Raw genomic sequence first — 19393 nt, 5'->3', positions numbered from 1 at the left:
TTTATGCGACAAACAATTAAATATGAATTTTGGGTAGGCTTATTTTTACTACTCGGTATCGCTGCGTTAGTGTTTCTAGGCTTACGCGTAGCAAATGTACAAGGTTTTGGTGAAACAAAATCTTACACTGTGACTGCAACTTTTGACAATATTGGTGGACTAAAAGTCCGTGCACCACTTAAACTTGGTGGGGTAGTCATTGGTCGCGTGTCTGACATTACGTTAGACGAAAAATCTTACTTGCCAAAAGTAAGTATTGCGATTAATGAAGAATATAAAGAAATTCCGGAAAACAGTTCGTTATCGATCAAAACATCGGGATTATTAGGCGAGCAATATATCGCCTTAAGTATGGGCTTTGATGATGGTGAAACCGCGATGTTAAAAAACGGTAGCCAAATTCAAGACACAAAATCCGCAATGGTATTGGAAGATTTAATCGGCCAGTTCCTTTACGGTGATAAAAAAGCCGACGGCAATGCTGACAAAGCAGAACCTGAAGCCAAATAATAATCTTTATTTAGGAGATTTATGATGAAATTTACTCAGTTTAAAAAATGGTTTAGCGTAATGGCATTTGCCGTGACTGCACTTTTTGTGACTCAAACTGTACGTGCAGAAACAAGCCCTTATGTGTTGATGCAACAAGCATCAGATAAGTTATTTGCCGATATCAAAAGCAATCAGGCAACAATTAAAAAGGATCCAAACTATTTACGTACTATTGTTCGTAACGATTTATTACCTTACGTGCAAGTAAACTATGCCGGTTCTTTAGTGTTGGGTTCATACTTTAAATCAACTACACCAGAACAACGTGAAAAATTCTTTAAAGCATTCAGCGATTTTATCGAGCAAGCTTATGCACAAGTGTTAACCGCTTACACTGATCAAAATATTCAAATTGAACCGGCTAAAGAAGTAGGTGATAAAAACCTAGTGAGCATTCGTGTTAATATTGTACAAAATGGTGGACAAGCGCCAATCAAATTAGATTTCAAATGGCGTAAAAACAGTAAAACTGGCGAATGGCAAGCTTATGACATGGTTGCAGAAGGCGTGAGCATGGTTGTCACCAAACAAAATGAATGGAGCGGTATCTTACGTCAACAAGGTATTGAAGCATTAACTGCTCAAATTCAAAAATCTGCTGCAGCACCAGTGACATTGAGCAAATAAGCGAATGATTGCGTTAAAGTGGGATTTAATCCAAAATAATGATAAGATAGCTCTCCAATTATCGGGGGAGCTATCCCGCAACACGTTGTTACCATTATGGCAGCAACGTGCTTCTTTTTTATCAGAAAAGCAAAACAATCAAAGTCTCATTGAATTTGATTTAACTGAAATCAATCGAATTGATTCTGCTGGTTTTGCATTATTGTGTGATTTTCTACACGATTGTGAGCAGTTACCAAATAAAAAAGTGCGGTTGATAAGCCCTCCAGAACAGTTATTAACCCTTGCTGATTTAGTGAATTTGTCTCATTGGATTAGCACTTTTATCGACCATAATTAAAACGGAAATCCGAATGGAACTGCAAGAAATTGAACGTATTTTAAAAGAAAGTCTGAAGGTAGATGAGGTTTATGCTCAAGGTGAAAATGCTCACTTTGGTGTGATTGTAGTGAGTGATGAAATCTCAGCACTTTCTAAATTAAAACAGCAACAAACCATCTACGCGCCATTAATGCCTTACTTTCAAACTGGCGAAATTCACGCTTTAACTATTAAAACCTATACCACTGCAAAGTGGAAAATGGATCGTCTATTACATCAAGCAAGCTAGGATTTTCTATGGAAAAATTTCGTGTTTATGGCGGGCAATCTCGCTTAAGTGGTACAGTAACCATCTCAGGTGCAAAAAATGCTGCACTTCCTATTCTTTTTGCTGCAATTTTGGCAACTGAGCCGGTTAAATTAACAAACGTACCAGAACTAAAGGATATTGATACAACCTTAAAAATCTTACGCAAACTTGGTGTGGTGGCAGAACGTGATGCTGAAGGTGCGGTATTATTAGATTGTTCTAAAATTGATCACTTCGTTGCGCCGTATGAATTAGTAAAAACCATGCGTGCTTCTATTTGGGCATTAGCACCGTTGGTTGCTCGTTTTAACCAAGGTCAAGTTTCTTTACCAGGCGGTTGTTCCATCGGTGCACGTCCGGTTGATCTTCACATTAGCGGCTTAGAAAAACTCGGTGCAACGATTGAGCTGGATGAAGGTTATGTAAAAGCGGTTGTTGCTGATCGTCTTGTAGGTACGCGTATTGTAATGGAAAAAGTGAGCGTTGGCGCGACTTTATCTATCATGATGGCTGCAACACTTGCAAAAGGTACAACAATCATTGAAAACGCAGCACGCGAGCCAGAAATTGTTGATACTGCAGATTTCCTCAACAAAATGGGTGCGAAAATTACAGGTGCAGGCTCTGATCATATTGTCATTGAAGGCGTAGATCGTTTAACTGGTTGTGAACATAGCGTGGTTCCAGATCGTATTGAAACTGGTACATTCTTAATTGCAGGTGCCATTTCTGGTGGTCGCGTGGTATGTAAAAATACTAAAGCGGATACCATGGATGCGGTGATTGATAAACTTCGTGAAGCAGGCGCGGAAGTTGAAGTCACAGAAGATAGCATTACATTGGATATGCATGGCAATCGTCCGAAAGCCGTCAATATTCGTACTGCACCACATCCGGGCTTCCCAACAGATATGCAAGCTCAATTCACCTTGTTAAACATGGTGGCAGAAGGCACCAGTATCATTACTGAAACCATCTTTGAAAACCGCTTTATGCACATTCCAGAATTAATTCGTATGGGCGGTAAAGCTGAAATTGAAGGTAATACGGCAGTTTGTCACGGTGTTGAGCATCTTTCTGGTGCAGAAGTGATGGCGACAGATTTACGCGCATCAATCAGTCTTGTGTTAGCAGGATGTATCGCAAGTGGTGAAACTATCGTAGATCGTATTTATCACATCGATCGTGGTTATGAGCACGTTGAAGATAAACTTCGTTGCTTAGGTGCGAAGATTGAACGTTTCTCTGAAAAGAGCGAAGAAGTTTAATTCAATCCAGATAAAAAAGAGCGGTCAATCTGATCTGCACCCCAAAAGTTGGACTCAACAAACCAACAATTGAGGTGCAGATTTTTTTATGGGTAAACACTACACAATCGAATTTAAATTACAGGTTCTTCAACCTATTCTGAATCGAAAAATGAGTATCAGAGAATCCGCGCGTACAATATTTCTTCTAACACCTTAGTCGGGACATGGTTGAAACGGTTTGAAAAAAGTGGCATAAAAGGACTTATTCCCCGTAAACCATCAGGACGACCGCCGATGAAACCCAAATATGCAAAAATGCCACCGCCACCCAAAACTGAAGAAGACCGTTTACGCCTGAGAATTTTACAGCTTGAAGCGGAGGTGGCCTACCTAAAGGAGTTGAGAAGGCTCAGACTTCAGGACGAAGCCGAGCAACGGAAATTATCCAAAGGTTAAGAACACGCTATCCGTTAAAATGGCTTTTAGGCTTTGCACAGTTAGCGCGTAGTACGTTTTTTGCGAAACGTCAGATTAAACCGGATAAGGATGAGTTGTTGAAAAAGACCATTCAACGCATCAAAGCCAATCATCCTGATTATGGCTATCGACGTGTTCATGCCTACTTGCTAGGCATGAATCATAAAAAAGTCCAACGTTTAATGCAGACACTTGGGCTTCAAGTGCGGTCAAGAAAAAGCAAGAAATTTACGACCTATCGAGGCACGATAGGGGTGATTGCACCGAATCATCTTGAACGCGATTTTAGTGCAACGGCCCCGAAACAAAAATGGGTAACTGATATCACCGAGTTTAAGGCGAAAGATGGGAGTAAAGTCTATTTATCTCTAATTTTAGACTTATTTAACAATGAGGTAGTCTACTATAATCTCAGCTATTCCCTAAACTGGGCGAAAGTAGAGGACATGTTAATGCAAGCCGTCAAAGGATTAAATAAAGCTTGTGGTGTCATTTTGCATTCAGACCAGGGATGGCAATATCAAATGGTAGCTTATCGTCAAATCTTGGCTGAACATGGCATCATTCAAAGTATGTCGAGAAAAGGGAATTGCTTAGATAACGCCGCAATGGAAAGTTTCTTTGGACGATTAAAAACAGAATGTTTTTATGGTCGGGAATTTAAAACAAAAGAAGAGATAGTTGATGCTGTCAGAGATTATTTGGATTACTATAATCATCGACGGATTCAACTAAAATTAAAAGGACTGAGTCCGATACAATATCGAAAACAATTCTTTAAATAACAGTCTAACTTTTTGGGGGCAGATCAATTTTGACCGCTTTTTTATTCTCTATTCATTATTTTTTCGAATAATCTCTCGCCCCAAAAATTGCCGTACCAATGCGTACCATCGTTGAACCGCATTTTATGGCACTTTGCATGTCATCAGTCATTCCCATTGAAAGCGTATCAATTTGCTGATGAGGCAAGGCGACTTTAAGCTGCTCAAATAATTGTTCCATTTGACTAAAAGCCGCTTCTTGTTTAACAATATTATCTGTTGGTGCAGGGATCGCCATTAATCCACGCAAACGTAAGTGCGGTAGATTTTCAATGTGTTTTGCAAGCTCAATCATTTCACTCGGTTGAATACCTGATTTACTGGCTTCATCACTGATATTAATTTGAATTAAAACGTTCAAGGGCGCTTTATTGGCAGGGCGTTGTTCATTTAAACGATCGGCAATTTTGACACGTTCTAACGTTTGCATCCAATCGAAATGTTCTGCTACAAGACGGGTTTTATTAGATTGTAATGGCCCAATAAAATGCCATTCAAGTTGGATGTTTTGTGCTTCGAAATACTGAATTTTATCTACGCCTTCTTGAACGTAGTTCTCCCCAAATGCTTTTTGTCCGGCTTGATAGGCTTCTAAAATCGCTTCATTGGGTTTGGTTTTAGAAACTGCCAATAAAATGACCGCACTTTCAGGACGATGTGCAAGTTGAGTGGATGTTTGGATTTGTTGATGAATGGTTTCGAGAGCTTGTTGAATTGTCATCATTTCCTTCCTAACCAATGTAAAACTCGTTTCATTCTATACCAAAGTAATAATTTTTAGAAAAAAATCTTCATTTTTTCGATTTTATATTTGACAAGCTCGGGCTTTTTCGGTATTTCTAAACACATGTTTTTTTCAAGGTAAAAATACAATGAAAAATAACCGCACTTTCACTATCACCACCATTATTATGACCATTACGACAATTAATGGGGCGGGTTAGTGCGTAATAAACAGGATCAAGAAAACCCGCATCAATCTAGTGCGGGTTTTTTAATATTTAAAAATCACAACATCTGAGGATATTATCATGCGCGTATTAAAATTTGGTGGCACTTCATTAGCCAACCCTGAGCGTTTTTCACAAGCGGCTCAATTAATTGAAAAGGCTCATTTGGAAGAGCAAGCAGCCGGTGTCTTATCCGCTCCTGCAAAAATTACTAACCATCTTGTTGCCCTCTCTGAAAAAGCCACATTAAACCAACCTACTGATACCCACTTTAACGAAGCCATTGAAATTTTCTATAACATCATTAATGGTTTACACGCTGAAAATAATAAATTTGATCTAGCTGGAACGAAAGCCCTTATTGATGCAGAATTTGCCCAAATTAAAGGTTTATTAGAAGAAATCCGTCAAGCAGGTAAAGTAGAAGATAAAGTGAAAGCAACCATTGACTGCCGTGGTGAAAAATTATCAATTGCCATGATGAAAGCGTGGTTTGAAGCACGTGGATACAGTGTTCACATTGTTGATCCAGTTAAGCAATTATTAGCGCAGGGCGGTTACTTAGAATCTTCAGTTGATATTGAAGCATCTACAAAACGCGTTGATGCGAAAAGTATTAGCAAAGATAAAGTGGTTCTAATGGCTGGTTTTACCGCATGTAATGATAAAGGTGAATTAGTGCTATTAGGCCGTAATGGTTCTGATTATTCAGCCGCTTGTTTAGCCGCTTGTTTAGACGCGTCTGTTTGCGAAATCTGGACTGATGTAGACGGCGTTTATACTTGTGACCCACGTTTAGTACCAGATGCACGTTTATTACCAAGCCTTTCTTATCGTGAAGCAATGGAGCTTTCTTATTTTGGTGCGAAAGTGATCCATCCGCGTACAATTGGTCCATTATTACCAAAACAAATCCCTTGTGTGATTAAAAACACAGGTAATTCATCTGCGCCTGGTTCAATAATTGATGGTCATGTGAAATCTGAAGGGTTACAGGTAAAAGGGATTACTAACCTTGATAACGTAGCGATGTTCAATGTTTCAGGCCCTGGTATGCAAGGTATGGTCGGGATGGCCGCTCGTGTCTTCTCAGCTATGTCAAAAGCCGGTATTTCAGTCATTTTAATCACGCAATCGTCTTCTGAATACAGTATTAGTTTCTGTGTACCAGTAAAATCAGCGGATGCAGCAAAAGCGATTTTAGAACAAGAATTTGCGACAGAATTAAAAGCCCATGAGTTAGAACCAATTGAAGTGGCAAAAGATCTTTCTATTATCTCTGTTGTAGGCGATGGCATGAAACAAGCTAAGGGTATCGCAGCTCGTTTCTTTTCTGCATTGGCTCAAGCGAATATTAGCTTAGTAGCAATTGCACAAGGTTCTTCAGAGCGTTCAATTTCAGCAGTTGTAGCGCAAAATAAAGCAATTGAAGCCGTGAAAGCAACTCACCAAGCTCTTTTTAATAACAAGAAAGTTGTCGATATGTTTCTAGTCGGCGTTGGTGGCGTTGGTGGTGAGTTAATTGAACAAATCAAGCATCAAAAGGAGTATCTTGCAAAAAAGGACATTGAGATCCGTGTTTGTGCTTTAGCGAATTCAACAAAAATGCTTTTGGATGAAAACGGATTGAATTTAGATAATTGGAAAGCCGATCTTGAAAATGCGACTCAGCCTTCTGATTTCGATGTGTTGTTATCTTTCATTAAATTACATCACGTAGTGAACCCTGTCTTTGTAGATTGTACAACGGCGGAATCAGTCGCAGGACTTTATGCGCGCGCGTTAAAAGAAGGCTTCCATGTGGTAACCCCAAATAAAAAAGCGAATACCCGTGAATTAGCCTATTACCACGAATTACGCCGCAATGCCCAAGCGAGCCAACATAAATTCCTATACGAAACGAACGTAGGGGCAGGCTTACCGGTTATCGAAAATTTACAGAATTTATTGGCAGCGGGAGATGAACTTGAGTATTTTGAAGGTATTTTATCGGGCTCACTTTCTTTCATCTTCGGTAAATTAGAAGAAGGACTTTCTCTTTCAGAAGTGACCGCACTTGCACGTGAAAAAGGCTTTACAGAACCAGATCCTCGAGATGATTTATCGGGTCAAGATGTGGCGCGTAAATTACTGATTTTAGCGCGTGAAGCGGGTCTAGAACTTGAGCTTTCCGATGTGGAAGTGGAAGGCGTGTTACCGAAAGGGTTCTCAGAAGGCAAGTCTGCTGATGAATTTATGGCAATGTTGCCACAATTAGATGCGGAATTTAAAGCACGCATTGAAGCTGCGAAAGCAGAAGGCAAAGTATTGCGTTACGTCGGTCAAATTAAAGATGGTCACTGCAAAGTATCAATCATCGCTGTGGATCAAAATAATCCATTGTACAAGGTGAAAGACGGTGAAAATGCCCTTGCGTTCTATACGCGTTATTATCAACCAATTCCGTTGCTATTACGTGGTTACGGTGCAGGTAATGCAGTAACTGCTGCGGGCATTTTTGCGGATATTTTAAGAACATTACACCACTAAAAAGGACATAACATGTTAAGAATTTATGCTCCGGCATCGAGTGCAAATATTAGTGTAGGATTTGATACATTAGGCGCAGCCATTTCACCGATTGATGGTTCATTATTAGGTGATGTCGTACAGATTGAGTCTATTCCAAGTGGTTTTGAGCTCGAAAGTGCGGGCTATTTTGTGCGTAAATTGCCAAAAGAGCCACAAAAAAATATCGTGTATCAGGCCTATGTGCTGTTTAGTGAGCAATTAAAATTACGCAATGTGAGAGTCAAACCATTGCGTTTGACTCTTGAGAAAAATATGCCGATTGGCTCGGGATTGGGTTCAAGTGCGTGCTCTATCGTGGCTGCATTAGTGGCATTAAATAAATTCCATGATGAACCATTCTCAAAAATGGAATTGTTAGAAATGATGGGGGAGCTAGAAGGTCGTATTTCAGGTTCTATCCATTATGATAATGTGGCACCTTGTTACTTAGGTGGAGTGCAATTTATGGTACAATCCCTCGGTAACATTTGCCAAAAACTGCCATTTTTTGATAATTGGTATTGGGTCTTAGCTTACCCAGGCATTGAGGTTTCAACTGCTGAAGCACGTGCAATTTTACCGAAAAGTTATACGCGCCAAGATGTGATTTCTCATGGTCGTCATTTAGGTGGCTTTGTGCATGCATGTCACACGCATCAAGAAAACCTTGCCGCAATGATGATGAAAGATGTAATTGCAGAACCTTATCGTGAGGCTTTATTACCAAATTTCGCGGAAGTGAAACAAGCCACTCGTGATTTAGGCGCGTTAGCGACGGGTATTTCAGGCTCAGGCCCAACGATTTTCTCCATCGCACCTGATTTACAAACCGCAACAAAACTGGCGACTTATTTAGAAAATCATTATTTACAAAACAATGAAGGCTTTGTGCATGTTTGTAAAGTCGATAATGATGGCGCGAGAGAGCTAGGTTAAATAATGAATCACTTTTATCCCCTCTTTTATAAGAGGGGGAAATAACATTTTATTAAAACTCTATAATTAACGGATATACAATGAATTTGTACAACATCAAACACCCTGAAGAACAAGTAAATTTTGCGCAAGCAGTACGTCAAGGACTTGGCAAAGATCAAGGTTTGTTCTTTCCAGAAACGATCCCCGCTTTAACCAATATTGATGAATTATTAGCCTTACCATTGGTTGAGCGTAGTCAAAAAATTCTTGGTGCATTAATTGGTGAAGAATTACCGAAAGCCACTTTGAATGCTATGGTGAAAAATGCATTCACCTTTACTGCACCATTAGAAAAAGTGGAAGACAATATTTATGCCCTTGAATTATTTCATGGTCCAACTTTAGCATTTAAAGACTTTGGTGGTCGTTTTATGGCGCAGGCACTCGCTGCAGTGCGTGGTGATGGTAAAATCACCATTTTAACAGCAACATCTGGTGATACTGGCGCAGCCGTTGCCCACGCATTTTACGGGTTGGAAAATATCAATGTGGTGATTTTATATCCGAAAGGCAAAATCAGCCCATTACAAGAAAAACTGTTCTGTACTTTAGGTGGGAATATTCGCACTGTTGCGATTAATGGCGATTTTGATGCGTGCCAAGCGTTAGTCAAACAAGCGTTTGATGATGCCGAACTACGTCAAGCAATTGGTTTAAACTCAGCAAACTCCATTAATATTAGCCGTTTATTGGCACAGGTTTGTTATTACTTTGAAGCCGTAGCGCAATTACCAAAAGAAAAACGTGATAATGTCGTGGTTTCCGTACCAAGTGGTAACTTTGGTAACTTAACCGCAGGTTTAATTGCAAAAACATTAGGATTGCCAATTAAACGCTTTATTGCTTCAACCAATGCGAATGATACTGTGCCGCGTTATTTAGAATCAGGTAACTGGGCACCTAAAGCGACTGTAGCCACGCTTTCTAATGCGATGGATGTCAGTCGTCCGAACAACTGGCCGCGTGTAGAAGAACTATTCAAACGCAATGGCTGGAATTTAAGTGATTTAGGTTCAGGTATGTTAAGCGATGGCGAAACAGAAGAAACTTTAAAAGAGATGTATGCAAAAGGTTATTTATGTGAGCCACACGGAGCGATCGCCTATCAAGTATTGAAAGATCAACTTAAAGCGGATGAAACTGGTATTTTCTTATGTACGGCACATCCTGCGAAATTTAAAGAGTCAGTAGAGCGTATTCTTTCGCTCGATCTTCCATTGCCAGAAGCGTTAGATAAACATAATAAATTGCCATTACTTTCTGATGAAATGGATGACGATTTTGCACAATTACGTGCATATTTGTTGAAATAATAAAAAAGTGCGGTTGAATTTAATCTGACCCCAAAAAGTTAGACTGTTATTTAAAGGATTGTTTTCGATATTGTATCGGACTCAGTCCTTTTAATTTTAGTTGAATCCGTCGATGATTATAGTAATCCAAATAATCTCTGACAGCATCAACTATCTCTTCTTTTGTTTTAAATTCCCGACCATAAAAACATTCCGTTTTTAATCGCCCAAAGAAACTTTCCATCGCGGCATTGTCCAAGCAATTCCCTTTTCTTGACATACTTTGAATAATGCCATATTCAGCCAAGATTCAACGATAAGCTACCATTTGATATTGCCATCCCTGGTCTGAATGCAAAATGACACCACAAGCTTTATTTAATCCTTTGACAGCTTGCATTAACATGTCCTCTACTTGCGCCCAGTTTGGGGAATAGCTGAGATTATAGGAGACTATCTCATTGTTAAATAAGTCTAAAATTGGGGATAAATAGACTTTACTCCCATCTTTCGCCTTAAACTCGGTGATATCGGTCACCCATTTTTGTTTCGGGGCTGTTGCGCTAAAATTACGTTCAATATGATTTGGGGCAATCACCCCTATCGTGCCACGATAGGTCGTAAATTTCTTGCTTTTTCTTGACCGCACTTGAAGCCCAAGTGTCTGCATTAAACGTTGGACTTTTTTATGATTCATGCCTGGCAAGTAGGCATGAACACGTCGATAGCCATAATCAGGATGATTGGCTTTGATGCGTTGAATGGTCTTTTTCAACAACTCATCCTTATCCGGTTTAATCTGACGTTTCGCAAAAAACGTACTACGCGCTAACTGTGCAAAGCCTAAAAGCCATTTTAACGGATAGCGTGTTCTTAACCTTTGGATAATTTCCGTTGCTCGGCTTCGTCCTGAAGTCTGAGCCTTCTCAACTCCTTTAGGTAGGCCACCTCCGCTTCAAGCTGTAAAATTCTCAGGCGTAAACGGTCTTCTTCAGTTTTGGGTGGCGGTGGCATTTTTGCATATTTGGGTTTCATCGGCGGTCGTCCTGATGGTTTACGGGGAATAAGTCCTTTTATGCCACTTTTTTCAAACCGTTTCAACCATGTCCCGACTAGGGCGTTGGAAGGAATATTGTAAAAACGAGCAGCTTCTCTAATACTCATTTTCCCATTCAAAATAGGTTGAAGAACCTGTAATTTAAATTCGATTGTATAGTGTTTACCCATAAAAAAATCTGCACCTCAATTGTTGGTTTGTTGAGTCCAACTTTTGGGGTGCAGATCAAATTTGATCTGCACTTTTGTTTTGTTACTCAAAAGGGCGGGATAAACGCCCTTTATTTTTAGGAATTAATCTTCTTTTCCTAAGATTTGATTCACTTCACTCTTGTAGAGTACGGCTTTGGCACCGAAAATGGCTTGTACGCCACCGCCCACTTCAAGCACATCAATCGCGCCTAATTTTTTCAATGTGGCTTTATCAACGGCTTTCACGTCCTTAACAGAAACACGTAAGCGAGTAATACACGCATCCACGTTTTCAATATTTTCAGCACTACCTAATGCTACAATAATTTTATGTGCATTTTCAGTAAGTGAACTTGTTTCTTGTTCTACATTTTCTTCGGTTTCTTCACCACGTCCTGGTGTCATCACATTAAAGATGCGAATCAAGAAAACGAAAGAGAAATAATAGAGTAGCGCCCAAGGAATACCGACGAAAATGACACGTAACCAATGGGTGTTTTCATCACCTTGTAAAATACCGAAGAGCAAGAAATCAATAAAACCACCAGAGAAAGTATTCCCGATAGAGATATTTAAATAATCGGCAATAAAGAAAGACACCCCATCTAAGAATGCGTGGAACGCATAAAGCCATGGAGCAACAAACAAGAACATGAATTCGATCGGTTCAGTAATGCCTGTAATGAAAGAGGTGAGGGCTGCCCCAAGGAATAAGCCGCCAATTTGTGCACGACGTTTTTTCGGTACACAGTGATACATGGCTAAACAGGCGGCCGGTAAGCCAAACATCATGGTATCAAAACGGCCGGCAAAGAAACGGGTTCCTTCCGTAAATAAACCGTGGTGATTTGGATCCGCTAATTGAGCAAAAAAGATTTTTTGTGCACCAACAATCATCTCACCATTAACCATTTCCACACCACCTAATTCAGAATACCAAAACAGCGGATAAATCATGTGATGTAAGCCAACCGCACCCGATAATCGCATTAAGAAACCGTATAAGAATGTTCCAAAGGTTCCCATGGAGGCGATACTTTTACCTGCGGATACGAGCCATTGTTGGAAAGTTGGCCAAATGAGGAAGAAAACTAATCCAACAAAAATGGCTGAAAAAGCGGTAACGATTGGCACAAAGCGAGAACCACCAAAGAAACCTAATACTTGTGGTAATTGGATATTGTGATAGCGATTGTGTAATTTAACGGTAATCAAGCCCATTACCAATGCACCAATCACACCTGTATCAATGCTTTTTACATCAGGAGAGAAAATCGGAATTAATGCGGCAATGGTACCCGTCATAATGAGATAACCGACAACCGCAGCAAGAGCAGCAACGCCTTTGTCACGTTTAGCTAAGCCGATACCTAAACCGATACACAATAATAAGGCTAAATTAGCGAACACCACGCTACCAGCTGCAGACATAATCTGAAATAGACCTTGCAGTGCCTCATTATTTAAAATTGGATAGGCTTGCACCGTTGCTTTATTGGAAAGCGCCCCACCGATCCCGAGTAAAAGACCCGCAGCAGGCAAAATAGCAATTGGCAACATGAATGCCTTACCGACTTGTTGAAGTTGTTTAAACATAGAACCTCCTGTGATTATTTTTTTGAAATGTAACGTATTTGAAGAGAAAAATCTGTGAAACCGCTCACAGTTTTAATCTAACACCTTGCTTTGATGAGTTTTAGGTTGTGTTGGCGTGCGGCGGATTTCCTTTTATAATGCAATCAAACTGATATGTTTATTCATTATTTTTATGACAACTTTTATTGCCTACGCCAATATTCAACAACCTTTCCCTTTTGATGAAATCCCTACGGATCTTGTCCCTGAAAATTTGTGTATAGAACCGAAGGGGAATTCTCGGATAACGCAACGACATCAATGCCGTCGATTGGCGCATTTTTTACTTTGGCAGTTGCTAAAAACAGCGGAAAAATCAACCGCCCTTTTAGGGCGAATTTATCGTACACAAAGTGACAGACCACAATTTCCCGTCGAGAATATTGATTTTAATATTAGTCACTCTGGTGATTGGGTTGCTGTATTGCTGCATATTAATGAATCAGAAAAAAGTGCGGTCGGTATTGATATTGAATTTCCAAAAAAACGGAATTTTTTTGCGCTCATGGCTCATTTTGCGCTACAAGCAGAACAAGATTGGTTTGCTAAACAGCCTGATGCAGACCTGGCCTTTTATCGTTGTTGGTGTTTGCGTGAAGCCGTGTTGAAATCACAAGGTGTAGGAATAGTGAAGTTATCAAGTGTGATGCATTTGCCTGAACAACTGCAGATCTTTTCAGATTATTGTCCAAAAGGAGCGTTGCTCTTTACGGATGAATTGCCTTTTTACTTTGCGGCATTTATAAATCAGTCAAAAATTCAACCGCACTTTTATCACTGGAATGGAAAAAATTTACTCGAAAAAAATATAAAAAAATCCTTGATTTACCAAGTAAATGAATAAAAGAAAATCCTTGAAAATATTCAAGGATTTTTTATTTTATAAAACTTGATTCGCCACTTGTATTTTCATAGACTAACCCCATTTATTTCGATAAACTCATTAAAATTTTTAGACAAATGGAGAACGTAATGTCGCAAAACGGTCCAGATCAAGATCCTTGGGGTAAACCGGGACAGAGCAGCGGTCCAAAACAGTCAGATAATTCATCAGATAAGCAAAATGAAAATGGCTGGGGATCGCGAGACAATAAAAATCAGGAGCAATCACCACCAGATATTGAAGAAGTATTCAATAATCTGTTGAAAAAATTAGGTGGGGGTAATAAAAAAGGCGGTTCAAATAATACTTCGCCGAATATACCTTCATTCAATTTAGGTAAAATTTTACCGATCGCCGCGGTGATCGGGGGAATTATTTGGGGTGTAAGCGGTTTTTACACCATTAAAGAAGCAGAACGTGGTGTGACGTTACGTTTTGGTGAGTTTCATTCTATTGTTCAACCAGGATTAAACTGGAAACCAACTTTTATTGATAAAGTGATTCCAGTAAATGTGGAACAAGTTCGTGAGCTTAAAACGCAAGGTGCGATGTTAACTAAAGATGAAAACATGGTTAAAGTAGAAATGACCGTGCAATATCGCGTGCAAAATCCTGAAAAATACTTGTTTAGCGTGAGCAATGCGGATAATAGTCTCGGACAAGCGACTGACAGTGCACTTCGTTATGTGATTGGTCATATGACCATGAATGATGTGTTGACAACTGGTCGTGCCGTGGTGCGTGAAGATACGTGGAAAGCATTGAACGATATTATCAAACCTTATGATATGGGACTTGAAGTGATTGACGTGAACTTCCAATCCGCACGCCCACCAGAAGAAGTGAAAGATGCTTTCGATGATGCGATTAAAGCACAGGAAGACGAACAACGTTACATTCGTGAAGCAGAAGCTTATGCTCGTGAGAAAGAGCCAATTGCTCGCGGTGAGGCACAGCGTATTATAGAAGAAGCTACAGCTTATAAAGATCGTGTTGTACTTGATGCGCAAGGGGAAGTGGAACGTTTACAACGTCTTCTACCTGAATTTAAAGCGGCGCCTGATTTGTTAAAAGAGCGTCTTTATATTCAAACCATGGAAAAAGTCATGGCAAACACACCGAAAGTGATGCTAGACAGCAATAATGGTAATAATTTAACTGTATTGCCATTGGAGCAATTAATGGGTAAAAAAGTGACCAAGCCAATGACTACTACTTCTGAAAGTGCGGTCAGTTCTGCACCTGTTTCAACACAGGAACGTCGAGTAGAAACACAAGTGGCTCAACCAGTTCAATCAAATGAAGGCATTCGCCAAGGGAGATTTAACTAATGCGTAAATTTTTACTTCCGATTATTGTGGTGATTGCAGCGGTGTTATATTCCAGCGTCGTGGTTGTAACTGAGGGCACTCGTGGCATCATGTTGCGTTTTAACAAAGTACAACGTGATGCAGATAACAAAGTGGTTGTATATGAACCAGGCTTGCATTTCAAATTGCCTTTAATTGATAGTATTAAAGTGCTTGATGCGCGTATTCGTACTTTAGATGGTTCAGCTACTCGCTTTGTGACAGTCGAGAAAAAAGACTTGTTGGTAGATTCCTATGTGAAATGGAAAATCAGCGATTTCGGTCGTTTCTATACTGCAACGGGTGGTGGCGATTATAACCAAGCTTCAAGCTTATTAAGCCGTAAAGTGAATGACCGCCTGCGTTCAGAAATTGGTACCCGCACGATTAAAGATATCGTTTCAGGTACACGTGGTGAATTAATGGCGGGGGCGAAAAAAGCGTTAAATTCAGGGCAGGATAGTACCTCTGAATTAGGGATTGAAGTCGTCGATGTTCGCGTAAAACAAATCAATTTACCGGATGAAGTTTCTTCTTCGATTTACCAACGTATGCGTGCAGAACGTGATGCGGTTGCGCGTGAACATCGTTCTCAAGGTAAGGAAAAAGCAGCATTCATTCAAGCGGATGTAGATCGTAAAGTGATCTTAATCTTAGCAAATGCGAATAAAGCCGCACAAGAATTACGTGGTAATGGTGATGCGGCTGCAGCAAAATTATATTCTCAAGCTTTTGCTCAAGAACCACAATTTTATAGCTTTATTCGTAGCTTAAAAGCCTATGAAAGTAGCTTCGAAGGTTCAGATAATATGATGATCTTGAAATCTGATAGCGATTTTTTCCGCTTTATGCAGGCGCCAAAGAAATAAACAAAAGATAATGAAAAGTAAAGTGCGGTTAGAAATAACCGCATTTTTTATTGGTTAGTTTTTAGGAGAGTTCTCACCTATAGCGTAAAAAGGCCTTTAATGCAATCAATCTAGTCCATAGCCAAAGTTAATTAAATACACATAAAAAATAAGTTATTTTTTTGTCATAATCGTCTCAATTTAAGTTTTACGTTTATTTTTTATGTTTATTTGGAGGATTATTAGATGAAAAAACTGATTATTGGCGGAGCCGCCATTGCAGTATTGGGTTATTTGGGGTTGTAGGGTATCTACATCAATTTGATAAAGAGAAAAAAGGCCTAATTAACGCACCAACTGTGTTCAATGCCGCATTTAACTTTGTGCAATTCTGGGATGGCCATGCGGCAGATTTAGCGGATCAAGAGAAAGGTCCTCCAACAAATCCAGTAGAAATGGGGTCGCACTCTTGGGATGACATCGTGGCACGTTTTGAAATGGATGAAGAATTCAAAAAAGAATTCTTAAAAGAATATCCACAAGTGACGAAAGAAACCTTAACTCATGCGATTGGTGAATATGAAAAAACATTAATTACGCCAAATAGTGATTTCGACCGTTATTTGAAAGGGGATAAAACAGCCTTGACCGAGCAACAAGTTTGCGGTTATGAGTTATTCAAACAACATAAATGCGATACTTGTCATACTGGCGTAGCAATGGGTGGACAATCTTATGAATACATGGGACTCTACGGCGATTACTTTAAAGATCGTGGTACGCCATTAACTGATGCCGATGAAGGTAGCTTTGCTCAAACGAAAGATCCATTTGATATGCATCGCTTCAAAGTGCCAACTTTACGTAACATCGCGCTTACCGCACCATATTTCCATGATGCGTCAGCAAAAGAGCTAAAAGATGCTGTGAGTGCAATGTTGAAATACCAAAGTAACGTGCAACAGCCTGCTCAAAAAGATGTGGAGGACATCACCTCTTTCTTAGAAAGTTTAACAGGTGAATTTAAAGGTGAAAAATTGAAATAATCCTTTGAACTATAAATGGAAACGACCTCAAGTGCGGTTGTTTTTTTGTAGGTTTTAGTTAGATACTGAGTCATAAATGACTTAGTCAAAAAACAGAAAATCTAAATTTTAGGCATAAAAAAAGCCGCTTACGCGACAATCTTCTTTTATATTTAAAATGGTGCCCGAAGCCAGACTTGAACTGGCACGCCTCGAAAGGCGAGGGATTTTAAATCCCTTGTGTCTACCGATTCCACCACTCGGGCATCGAGTGATTAACTAACTGCGTGGTTATGGAGGCGTGTCCCGGAGTCGAACCGAGCTACATGGATTTGCAATCCAGTGCATAACCGCTTTGCTAACACGCCGTTAGTTTGGAGCGGGAAACGAGGCTCGAACTCGCGACCCCGACCTTGGCAAGGTCGTGCTCTACCAACTGAGCTATTCCCGCATACGCTGTTAGTGCGGTGCATTTTACGGGAATTTGAAATTCTGTCAATCGAAGATCTGAAAAAAAAATTCAAATGTTGAAAAAATCTTCGTTTCGGTTGAAATTACAGCAAAATTTGACACAAGAATATAATTTTTACAGAGTTTTCAATTTCTACTTTTATCGTGAGTGGCTTTATGACAAAATTGGAACGTTTTGTTCGCCATTAAATCAAGAAAAGTGCGGTCAAATTTTTGCATATTTAGAGGTAAATTATGACACAACAATATTCTATCGATACATTATTAGCCCAAGCGGGAAATCGCAGTGATGAACGTACTGGTGCAGTCTCTACGCCAATTTATCTTTCAACGGCTTATGGTCATCACGGGATTGGTGAAAGCACGGGATTTGATTATACGCGTACAAAAAATCCAACGCGTACTGTTTTAGAAGATACCGTAGCCAAATTAGAAAATGGTGATCGTGGTTTTGCCTTTTCCTCCGGCATGGCGGCAATTCAAGTGTTAATGAATCTATTCAAAGGCCCAGATGAATGGATTTTATCAAGTGATGTATATGGTGGAACCTATCGTTTATTGGATTTTGCCTATAAAAATAACAACAGCGTAAAACCCGTTTATGTGAATACCGCTTCTTTAGCTGAAATTGAAGCGGCTATTACAGCAAATACAAAAGCAATTTTTATTGAAACTCCATCAAATCCATTAATGGAAGAGTGTGATGTGGCAGAAATTGCAAAATTAGCGAAAAAACACAATTTATTAATGATTGTGGATAATACCTTCTTAACCCCTGTACTATCTCGTCCATTAGATTTAGGCGCGGATATTGTAATCCACAGTGGCACAAAATATATTGCGGGCCATAATGATAGCTTGGTGGGCTTGATTATTGCAAAAGGGCAAGAACTTTGTGATCGTATCGCTTATATTCAAAATGGTGCAGGTGCCGTACTTTCGCCATTTGATTCTTGGTTAACCGTGCGTGGTATGAAAACCCTTTCATTGCGTATGAAACGCCATCAAGATAATGCGAAGGCGATTGCGGAATTTTTACGCGAACAGCCACAAATTGATAGCGTGTTATATCCAAACAAAGGCGGTATGCTTTCTTTCCGTTTGAAAGATGAAAATTGGGTGAATACGTTCTTAAAATCAATCAAGTTGATTACCTTTGCGGAAAGCTTAGGCGGTACAGAAAGTTTTATTACCTATCCTGCGACCCAAACTCATATGGATATTCCTGAAGCAGAACGTGTCGCCCGTGGTATTACAAACACGTTGTTGCGTTTTTCTGTTGGTTTAGAAGATGTGGAAGACATCAAGGCCGATTTATTACAGGCATTTGCACAGCTTAAATAGTTAGTTTTTATCAATCGAACTAATCTGTGCAATTCTATATACCTTGTGCTATTATGCACGGCATCAATTAATGTTAGGTGTTAATTAATCAACATCTTATTAGATAAGGAAATAAAAATGAGCGAAGTATTACATATTACTGATGCAGATTTCGAAACTGCGGTTGTGCAATCTGATATCCCTGTATTAGTGGATTTTTGGGCACCTTGGTGTGGCCCTTGCAAAATGATTGCGCCAATTTTAGATGAAATTGCACCTGAATTCGCAGGTAAAGCAAAAATCGTTAAAATCAACGTAGATGACAACCAATTAGTGGCAGGTCAATTTGGTGTACGTAGTATCCCAACTTTACTACTTTTCAAAAATGGCCAACTTGTTGCAACACAAGTTGGTGCGTTACCAAAAAATCAATTAGCGGCGTTTATTAATCAACATCTATAATTGAGTTATTAAACATA

The 19393-nt window shown here is 39.6% G+C and carries 18 protein-coding genes, 3 tRNA genes, 2 pseudogenes and 1 other annotated feature; of the genes and pseudogenes, 16 read left to right on the top strand and 7 right to left on the bottom strand.

Annotation, left to right across the window (positions count from 1 at the left end):
* Positions 1 to 3: 3 nt before the first annotated feature.
* From mlaD to DX522_RS02485, 7 genes are all read left to right on the top strand, one after another.
* Positions 4 to 510, top strand: a complete 507-nt coding sequence (mlaD, locus tag DX522_RS02515; RefSeq protein ID WP_049373950.1) for an outer membrane lipid asymmetry maintenance protein MlaD — start codon at positions 4 to 6, stop codon at positions 508 to 510.
* Between the two features lie 21 nt (positions 511 to 531).
* Positions 532 to 1179, top strand: a complete 648-nt coding sequence (mlaC, locus tag DX522_RS02510) for a phospholipid-binding protein MlaC (RefSeq protein ID WP_115179712.1) — start codon at positions 532 to 534, stop codon at positions 1177 to 1179.
* Between the two features lie 4 nt (positions 1180 to 1183).
* On the top strand, positions 1184 to 1519 hold the full coding sequence (locus DX522_RS02505) for a lipid asymmetry maintenance protein MlaB (protein WP_115179711.1): 336 nt from the start codon (positions 1184 to 1186) through the stop codon (positions 1517 to 1519).
* A gap of 13 nt (positions 1520 to 1532) precedes the next feature.
* Complete coding sequence (locus tag DX522_RS02500; RefSeq protein WP_115179710.1) at positions 1533 to 1790, top strand: BolA family protein; 258 nt, start codon at positions 1533 to 1535, stop codon at positions 1788 to 1790.
* An 8-nt stretch (positions 1791 to 1798) separates the two neighbouring features.
* Entirely contained in the window at positions 1799 to 3079 is a 1281-nt protein-coding gene (gene murA / locus DX522_RS02495) for a UDP-N-acetylglucosamine 1-carboxyvinyltransferase (protein ID WP_115179709.1), read from the top strand.
* A 210-nt stretch (positions 3080 to 3289) separates the two neighbouring features.
* Positions 3290 to 3517, top strand: coding sequence for a hypothetical protein (locus DX522_RS02490; protein WP_262054149.1), 228 nt, complete (start codon positions 3290 to 3292; stop codon positions 3515 to 3517).
* Positions 3502 to 4323, top strand: coding sequence for an IS3 family transposase (locus tag DX522_RS02485; protein WP_115179707.1), 822 nt, complete (start codon positions 3502 to 3504; stop codon positions 4321 to 4323). The genes DX522_RS02490 and DX522_RS02485 overlap by 16 nt, the downstream gene beginning before the upstream one ends.
* A 55-nt stretch (positions 4324 to 4378) precedes the next feature.
* Here the strand turns inward: DX522_RS02485 and DX522_RS02480 are convergent, their stop codons facing one another.
* Complete coding sequence (locus tag DX522_RS02480) at positions 4379 to 5083, bottom strand: YggS family pyridoxal phosphate-dependent enzyme (protein WP_115179706.1); 705 nt, start codon at positions 5081 to 5083, stop codon at positions 4379 to 4381.
* 164 nt (positions 5084 to 5247) lie between these two features.
* Positions 5248 to 5361 (top strand) — a sequence feature (Thr leader region).
* Between the two features lie 32 nt (positions 5362 to 5393).
* On the opposite strand from DX522_RS02480, the gene thrA reads away from it, so the two are divergent.
* The 3 genes from thrA to thrC all read left to right on the top strand — a co-directional run bounded on the left by thrA (position 5394) and on the right by thrC (position 10153).
* Positions 5394 to 7841 (top strand): bifunctional aspartate kinase/homoserine dehydrogenase I, encoded by a 2448-nt coding sequence (gene thrA / locus DX522_RS02475; protein ID WP_115179705.1) that lies wholly within the window; start codon positions 5394 to 5396, stop codon positions 7839 to 7841.
* 12 nt (positions 7842 to 7853) lie between these two features.
* On the top strand, positions 7854 to 8798 hold the full coding sequence (gene thrB, locus DX522_RS02470) for a homoserine kinase (RefSeq protein WP_005697139.1): 945 nt from the start codon (positions 7854 to 7856) through the stop codon (positions 8796 to 8798).
* An 80-nt stretch (positions 8799 to 8878) separates the two neighbouring features.
* Positions 8879 to 10153 carry a threonine synthase gene (gene thrC / locus DX522_RS02465; protein ID WP_115179704.1) on the top strand — a complete coding sequence of 425 codons (1275 nt, stop codon included), beginning with the start codon at positions 8879 to 8881 and terminating at the stop codon, positions 10151 to 10153.
* A 46-nt stretch (positions 10154 to 10199) separates the two neighbouring features.
* Here the strand turns inward: thrC and DX522_RS02455 are convergent.
* From DX522_RS02455 to DX522_RS02445, 3 genes and pseudogenes are all read right to left on the bottom strand, one after another.
* Positions 10200 to 11018 (bottom strand): annotated as a pseudogene (locus DX522_RS02455) (IS3 family transposase).
* A complete protein-coding gene (locus tag DX522_RS02450) occupies positions 11006 to 11359 on the bottom strand; it encodes a helix-turn-helix domain-containing protein (RefSeq protein ID WP_115179701.1) in 354 nt (117 codons plus the stop codon). Before DX522_RS02450 ends, DX522_RS02455 begins: the two are co-directional and overlap by 13 nt.
* 123 nt (positions 11360 to 11482) lie before the next feature.
* On the bottom strand, positions 11483 to 12976 hold the full coding sequence (locus DX522_RS02445; protein ID WP_115179700.1) for a PTS transporter subunit EIIC: 1494 nt from the start codon (positions 12974 to 12976) through the stop codon (positions 11483 to 11485).
* A gap of 172 nt (positions 12977 to 13148) precedes the next feature.
* On the opposite strand from DX522_RS02445, the gene DX522_RS02440 reads away from it, so the two are divergent.
* The 4 genes and pseudogenes from DX522_RS02440 to DX522_RS02425 form a co-directional block, all read left to right on the top strand.
* On the top strand, positions 13149 to 13859 hold the full coding sequence (locus DX522_RS02440) for a 4'-phosphopantetheinyl transferase family protein (protein ID WP_115179699.1): 711 nt from the start codon (positions 13149 to 13151) through the stop codon (positions 13857 to 13859).
* A gap of 128 nt (positions 13860 to 13987) precedes the next feature.
* Positions 13988 to 15229, top strand: a complete 1242-nt coding sequence (hflK, locus tag DX522_RS02435; protein WP_262054148.1) for an FtsH protease activity modulator HflK — start codon at positions 13988 to 13990, stop codon at positions 15227 to 15229.
* Positions 15229 to 16116, top strand: coding sequence for a protease modulator HflC (hflC, locus tag DX522_RS02430; protein WP_115179697.1), 888 nt, complete (start codon positions 15229 to 15231; stop codon positions 16114 to 16116). Before hflK ends, hflC begins: the two co-directional genes overlap by 1 nt.
* A 311-nt stretch (positions 16117 to 16427) precedes the next feature.
* Positions 16428 to 17141, top strand: a pseudogene (locus DX522_RS02425) (cytochrome-c peroxidase); the annotation flags it as partial.
* Between the two features lie 158 nt (positions 17142 to 17299).
* Here DX522_RS02425 and DX522_RS02420 read toward each other — a convergent pair.
* From DX522_RS02420 to DX522_RS02410, 3 genes are all read right to left on the bottom strand, one after another.
* Positions 17300 to 17386, bottom strand: a tRNA-Leu gene (locus tag DX522_RS02420).
* 28 nt (positions 17387 to 17414) lie between these two features.
* Positions 17415 to 17488 (bottom strand) — tRNA-Cys (locus DX522_RS02415).
* Between the two features lie 7 nt (positions 17489 to 17495).
* Positions 17496 to 17571 (bottom strand) — tRNA-Gly (locus tag DX522_RS02410).
* A 254-nt stretch (positions 17572 to 17825) separates the two neighbouring features.
* Here DX522_RS02410 and DX522_RS02405 point away from each other — a divergent pair.
* Together DX522_RS02405 and trxA are read left to right on the top strand one after the other, a co-directional pair.
* Entirely contained in the window at positions 17826 to 18935 is a 1110-nt protein-coding gene (locus tag DX522_RS02405) for a methionine biosynthesis PLP-dependent protein (RefSeq protein WP_049375220.1), read from the top strand.
* A 117-nt stretch (positions 18936 to 19052) separates the two neighbouring features.
* Entirely contained in the window at positions 19053 to 19376 is a 324-nt protein-coding gene (gene trxA, locus DX522_RS02400; protein ID WP_049364449.1) for a thioredoxin TrxA, read from the top strand.
* The last annotated feature ends 17 nt before the right edge of the window (positions 19377 to 19393 follow it).

This window comes from Haemophilus parainfluenzae (assembly GCF_900450995.1).
Classification (GTDB): domain Bacteria; phylum Pseudomonadota; class Gammaproteobacteria; order Enterobacterales; family Pasteurellaceae; genus Haemophilus_D; species Haemophilus_D parainfluenzae_O.
Note: the sequence above shows the minus strand (reverse complement) of the source record. Positions and strands in the feature narration are given on the sequence as shown.

Bases quoted from the DNA above. Each gene is read 5' to 3' on its own strand.
- mlaD (WP_049373950.1), top strand. From the start codon at position 4: ATGCGACAAACAATTAAATATGAATTTTGGGTAGGCTTATTTTTACTA.
- mlaC (WP_115179712.1), top strand. From the start codon at position 532: ATGATGAAATTTACTCAGTTTAAAAAATGGTTTAGCGTAATGGCATTT.
- DX522_RS02505 (WP_115179711.1), top strand. From the start codon at position 1,184: ATGATTGCGTTAAAGTGGGATTTAATCCAAAATAATGATAAGATAGCT.
- DX522_RS02500 (WP_115179710.1), top strand. From the start codon at position 1,533: ATGGAACTGCAAGAAATTGAACGTATTTTAAAAGAAAGTCTGAAGGTA.
- murA (WP_115179709.1), top strand. From the start codon at position 1,799: ATGGAAAAATTTCGTGTTTATGGCGGGCAATCTCGCTTAAGTGGTACA.
- DX522_RS02480 (WP_115179706.1), bottom strand. From the start codon at position 5,083: ATGACAATTCAACAAGCTCTCGAAACCATTCATCAACAAATCCAAACA.
- thrA (WP_115179705.1), top strand. From the start codon at position 5,394: ATGCGCGTATTAAAATTTGGTGGCACTTCATTAGCCAACCCTGAGCGT.
- thrB (WP_005697139.1), top strand. From the start codon at position 7,854: ATGTTAAGAATTTATGCTCCGGCATCGAGTGCAAATATTAGTGTAGGA.
- thrC (WP_115179704.1), top strand. From the start codon at position 8,879: ATGAATTTGTACAACATCAAACACCCTGAAGAACAAGTAAATTTTGCG.
- DX522_RS02450 (WP_115179701.1), bottom strand. From the start codon at position 11,359: ATGGGTAAACACTATACAATCGAATTTAAATTACAGGTTCTTCAACCT.
- DX522_RS02445 (WP_115179700.1), bottom strand. From the start codon at position 12,976: ATGTTTAAACAACTTCAACAAGTCGGTAAGGCATTCATGTTGCCAATT.
- DX522_RS02440 (WP_115179699.1), top strand. From the start codon at position 13,149: ATGACAACTTTTATTGCCTACGCCAATATTCAACAACCTTTCCCTTTT.
- hflK (WP_262054148.1), top strand. From the start codon at position 13,988: ATGTCGCAAAACGGTCCAGATCAAGATCCTTGGGGTAAACCGGGACAG.
- hflC (WP_115179697.1), top strand. From the start codon at position 15,229: ATGCGTAAATTTTTACTTCCGATTATTGTGGTGATTGCAGCGGTGTTA.
- DX522_RS02405 (WP_049375220.1), top strand. From the start codon at position 17,826: ATGACACAACAATATTCTATCGATACATTATTAGCCCAAGCGGGAAAT.
- trxA (WP_049364449.1), top strand. From the start codon at position 19,053: ATGAGCGAAGTATTACATATTACTGATGCAGATTTCGAAACTGCGGTT.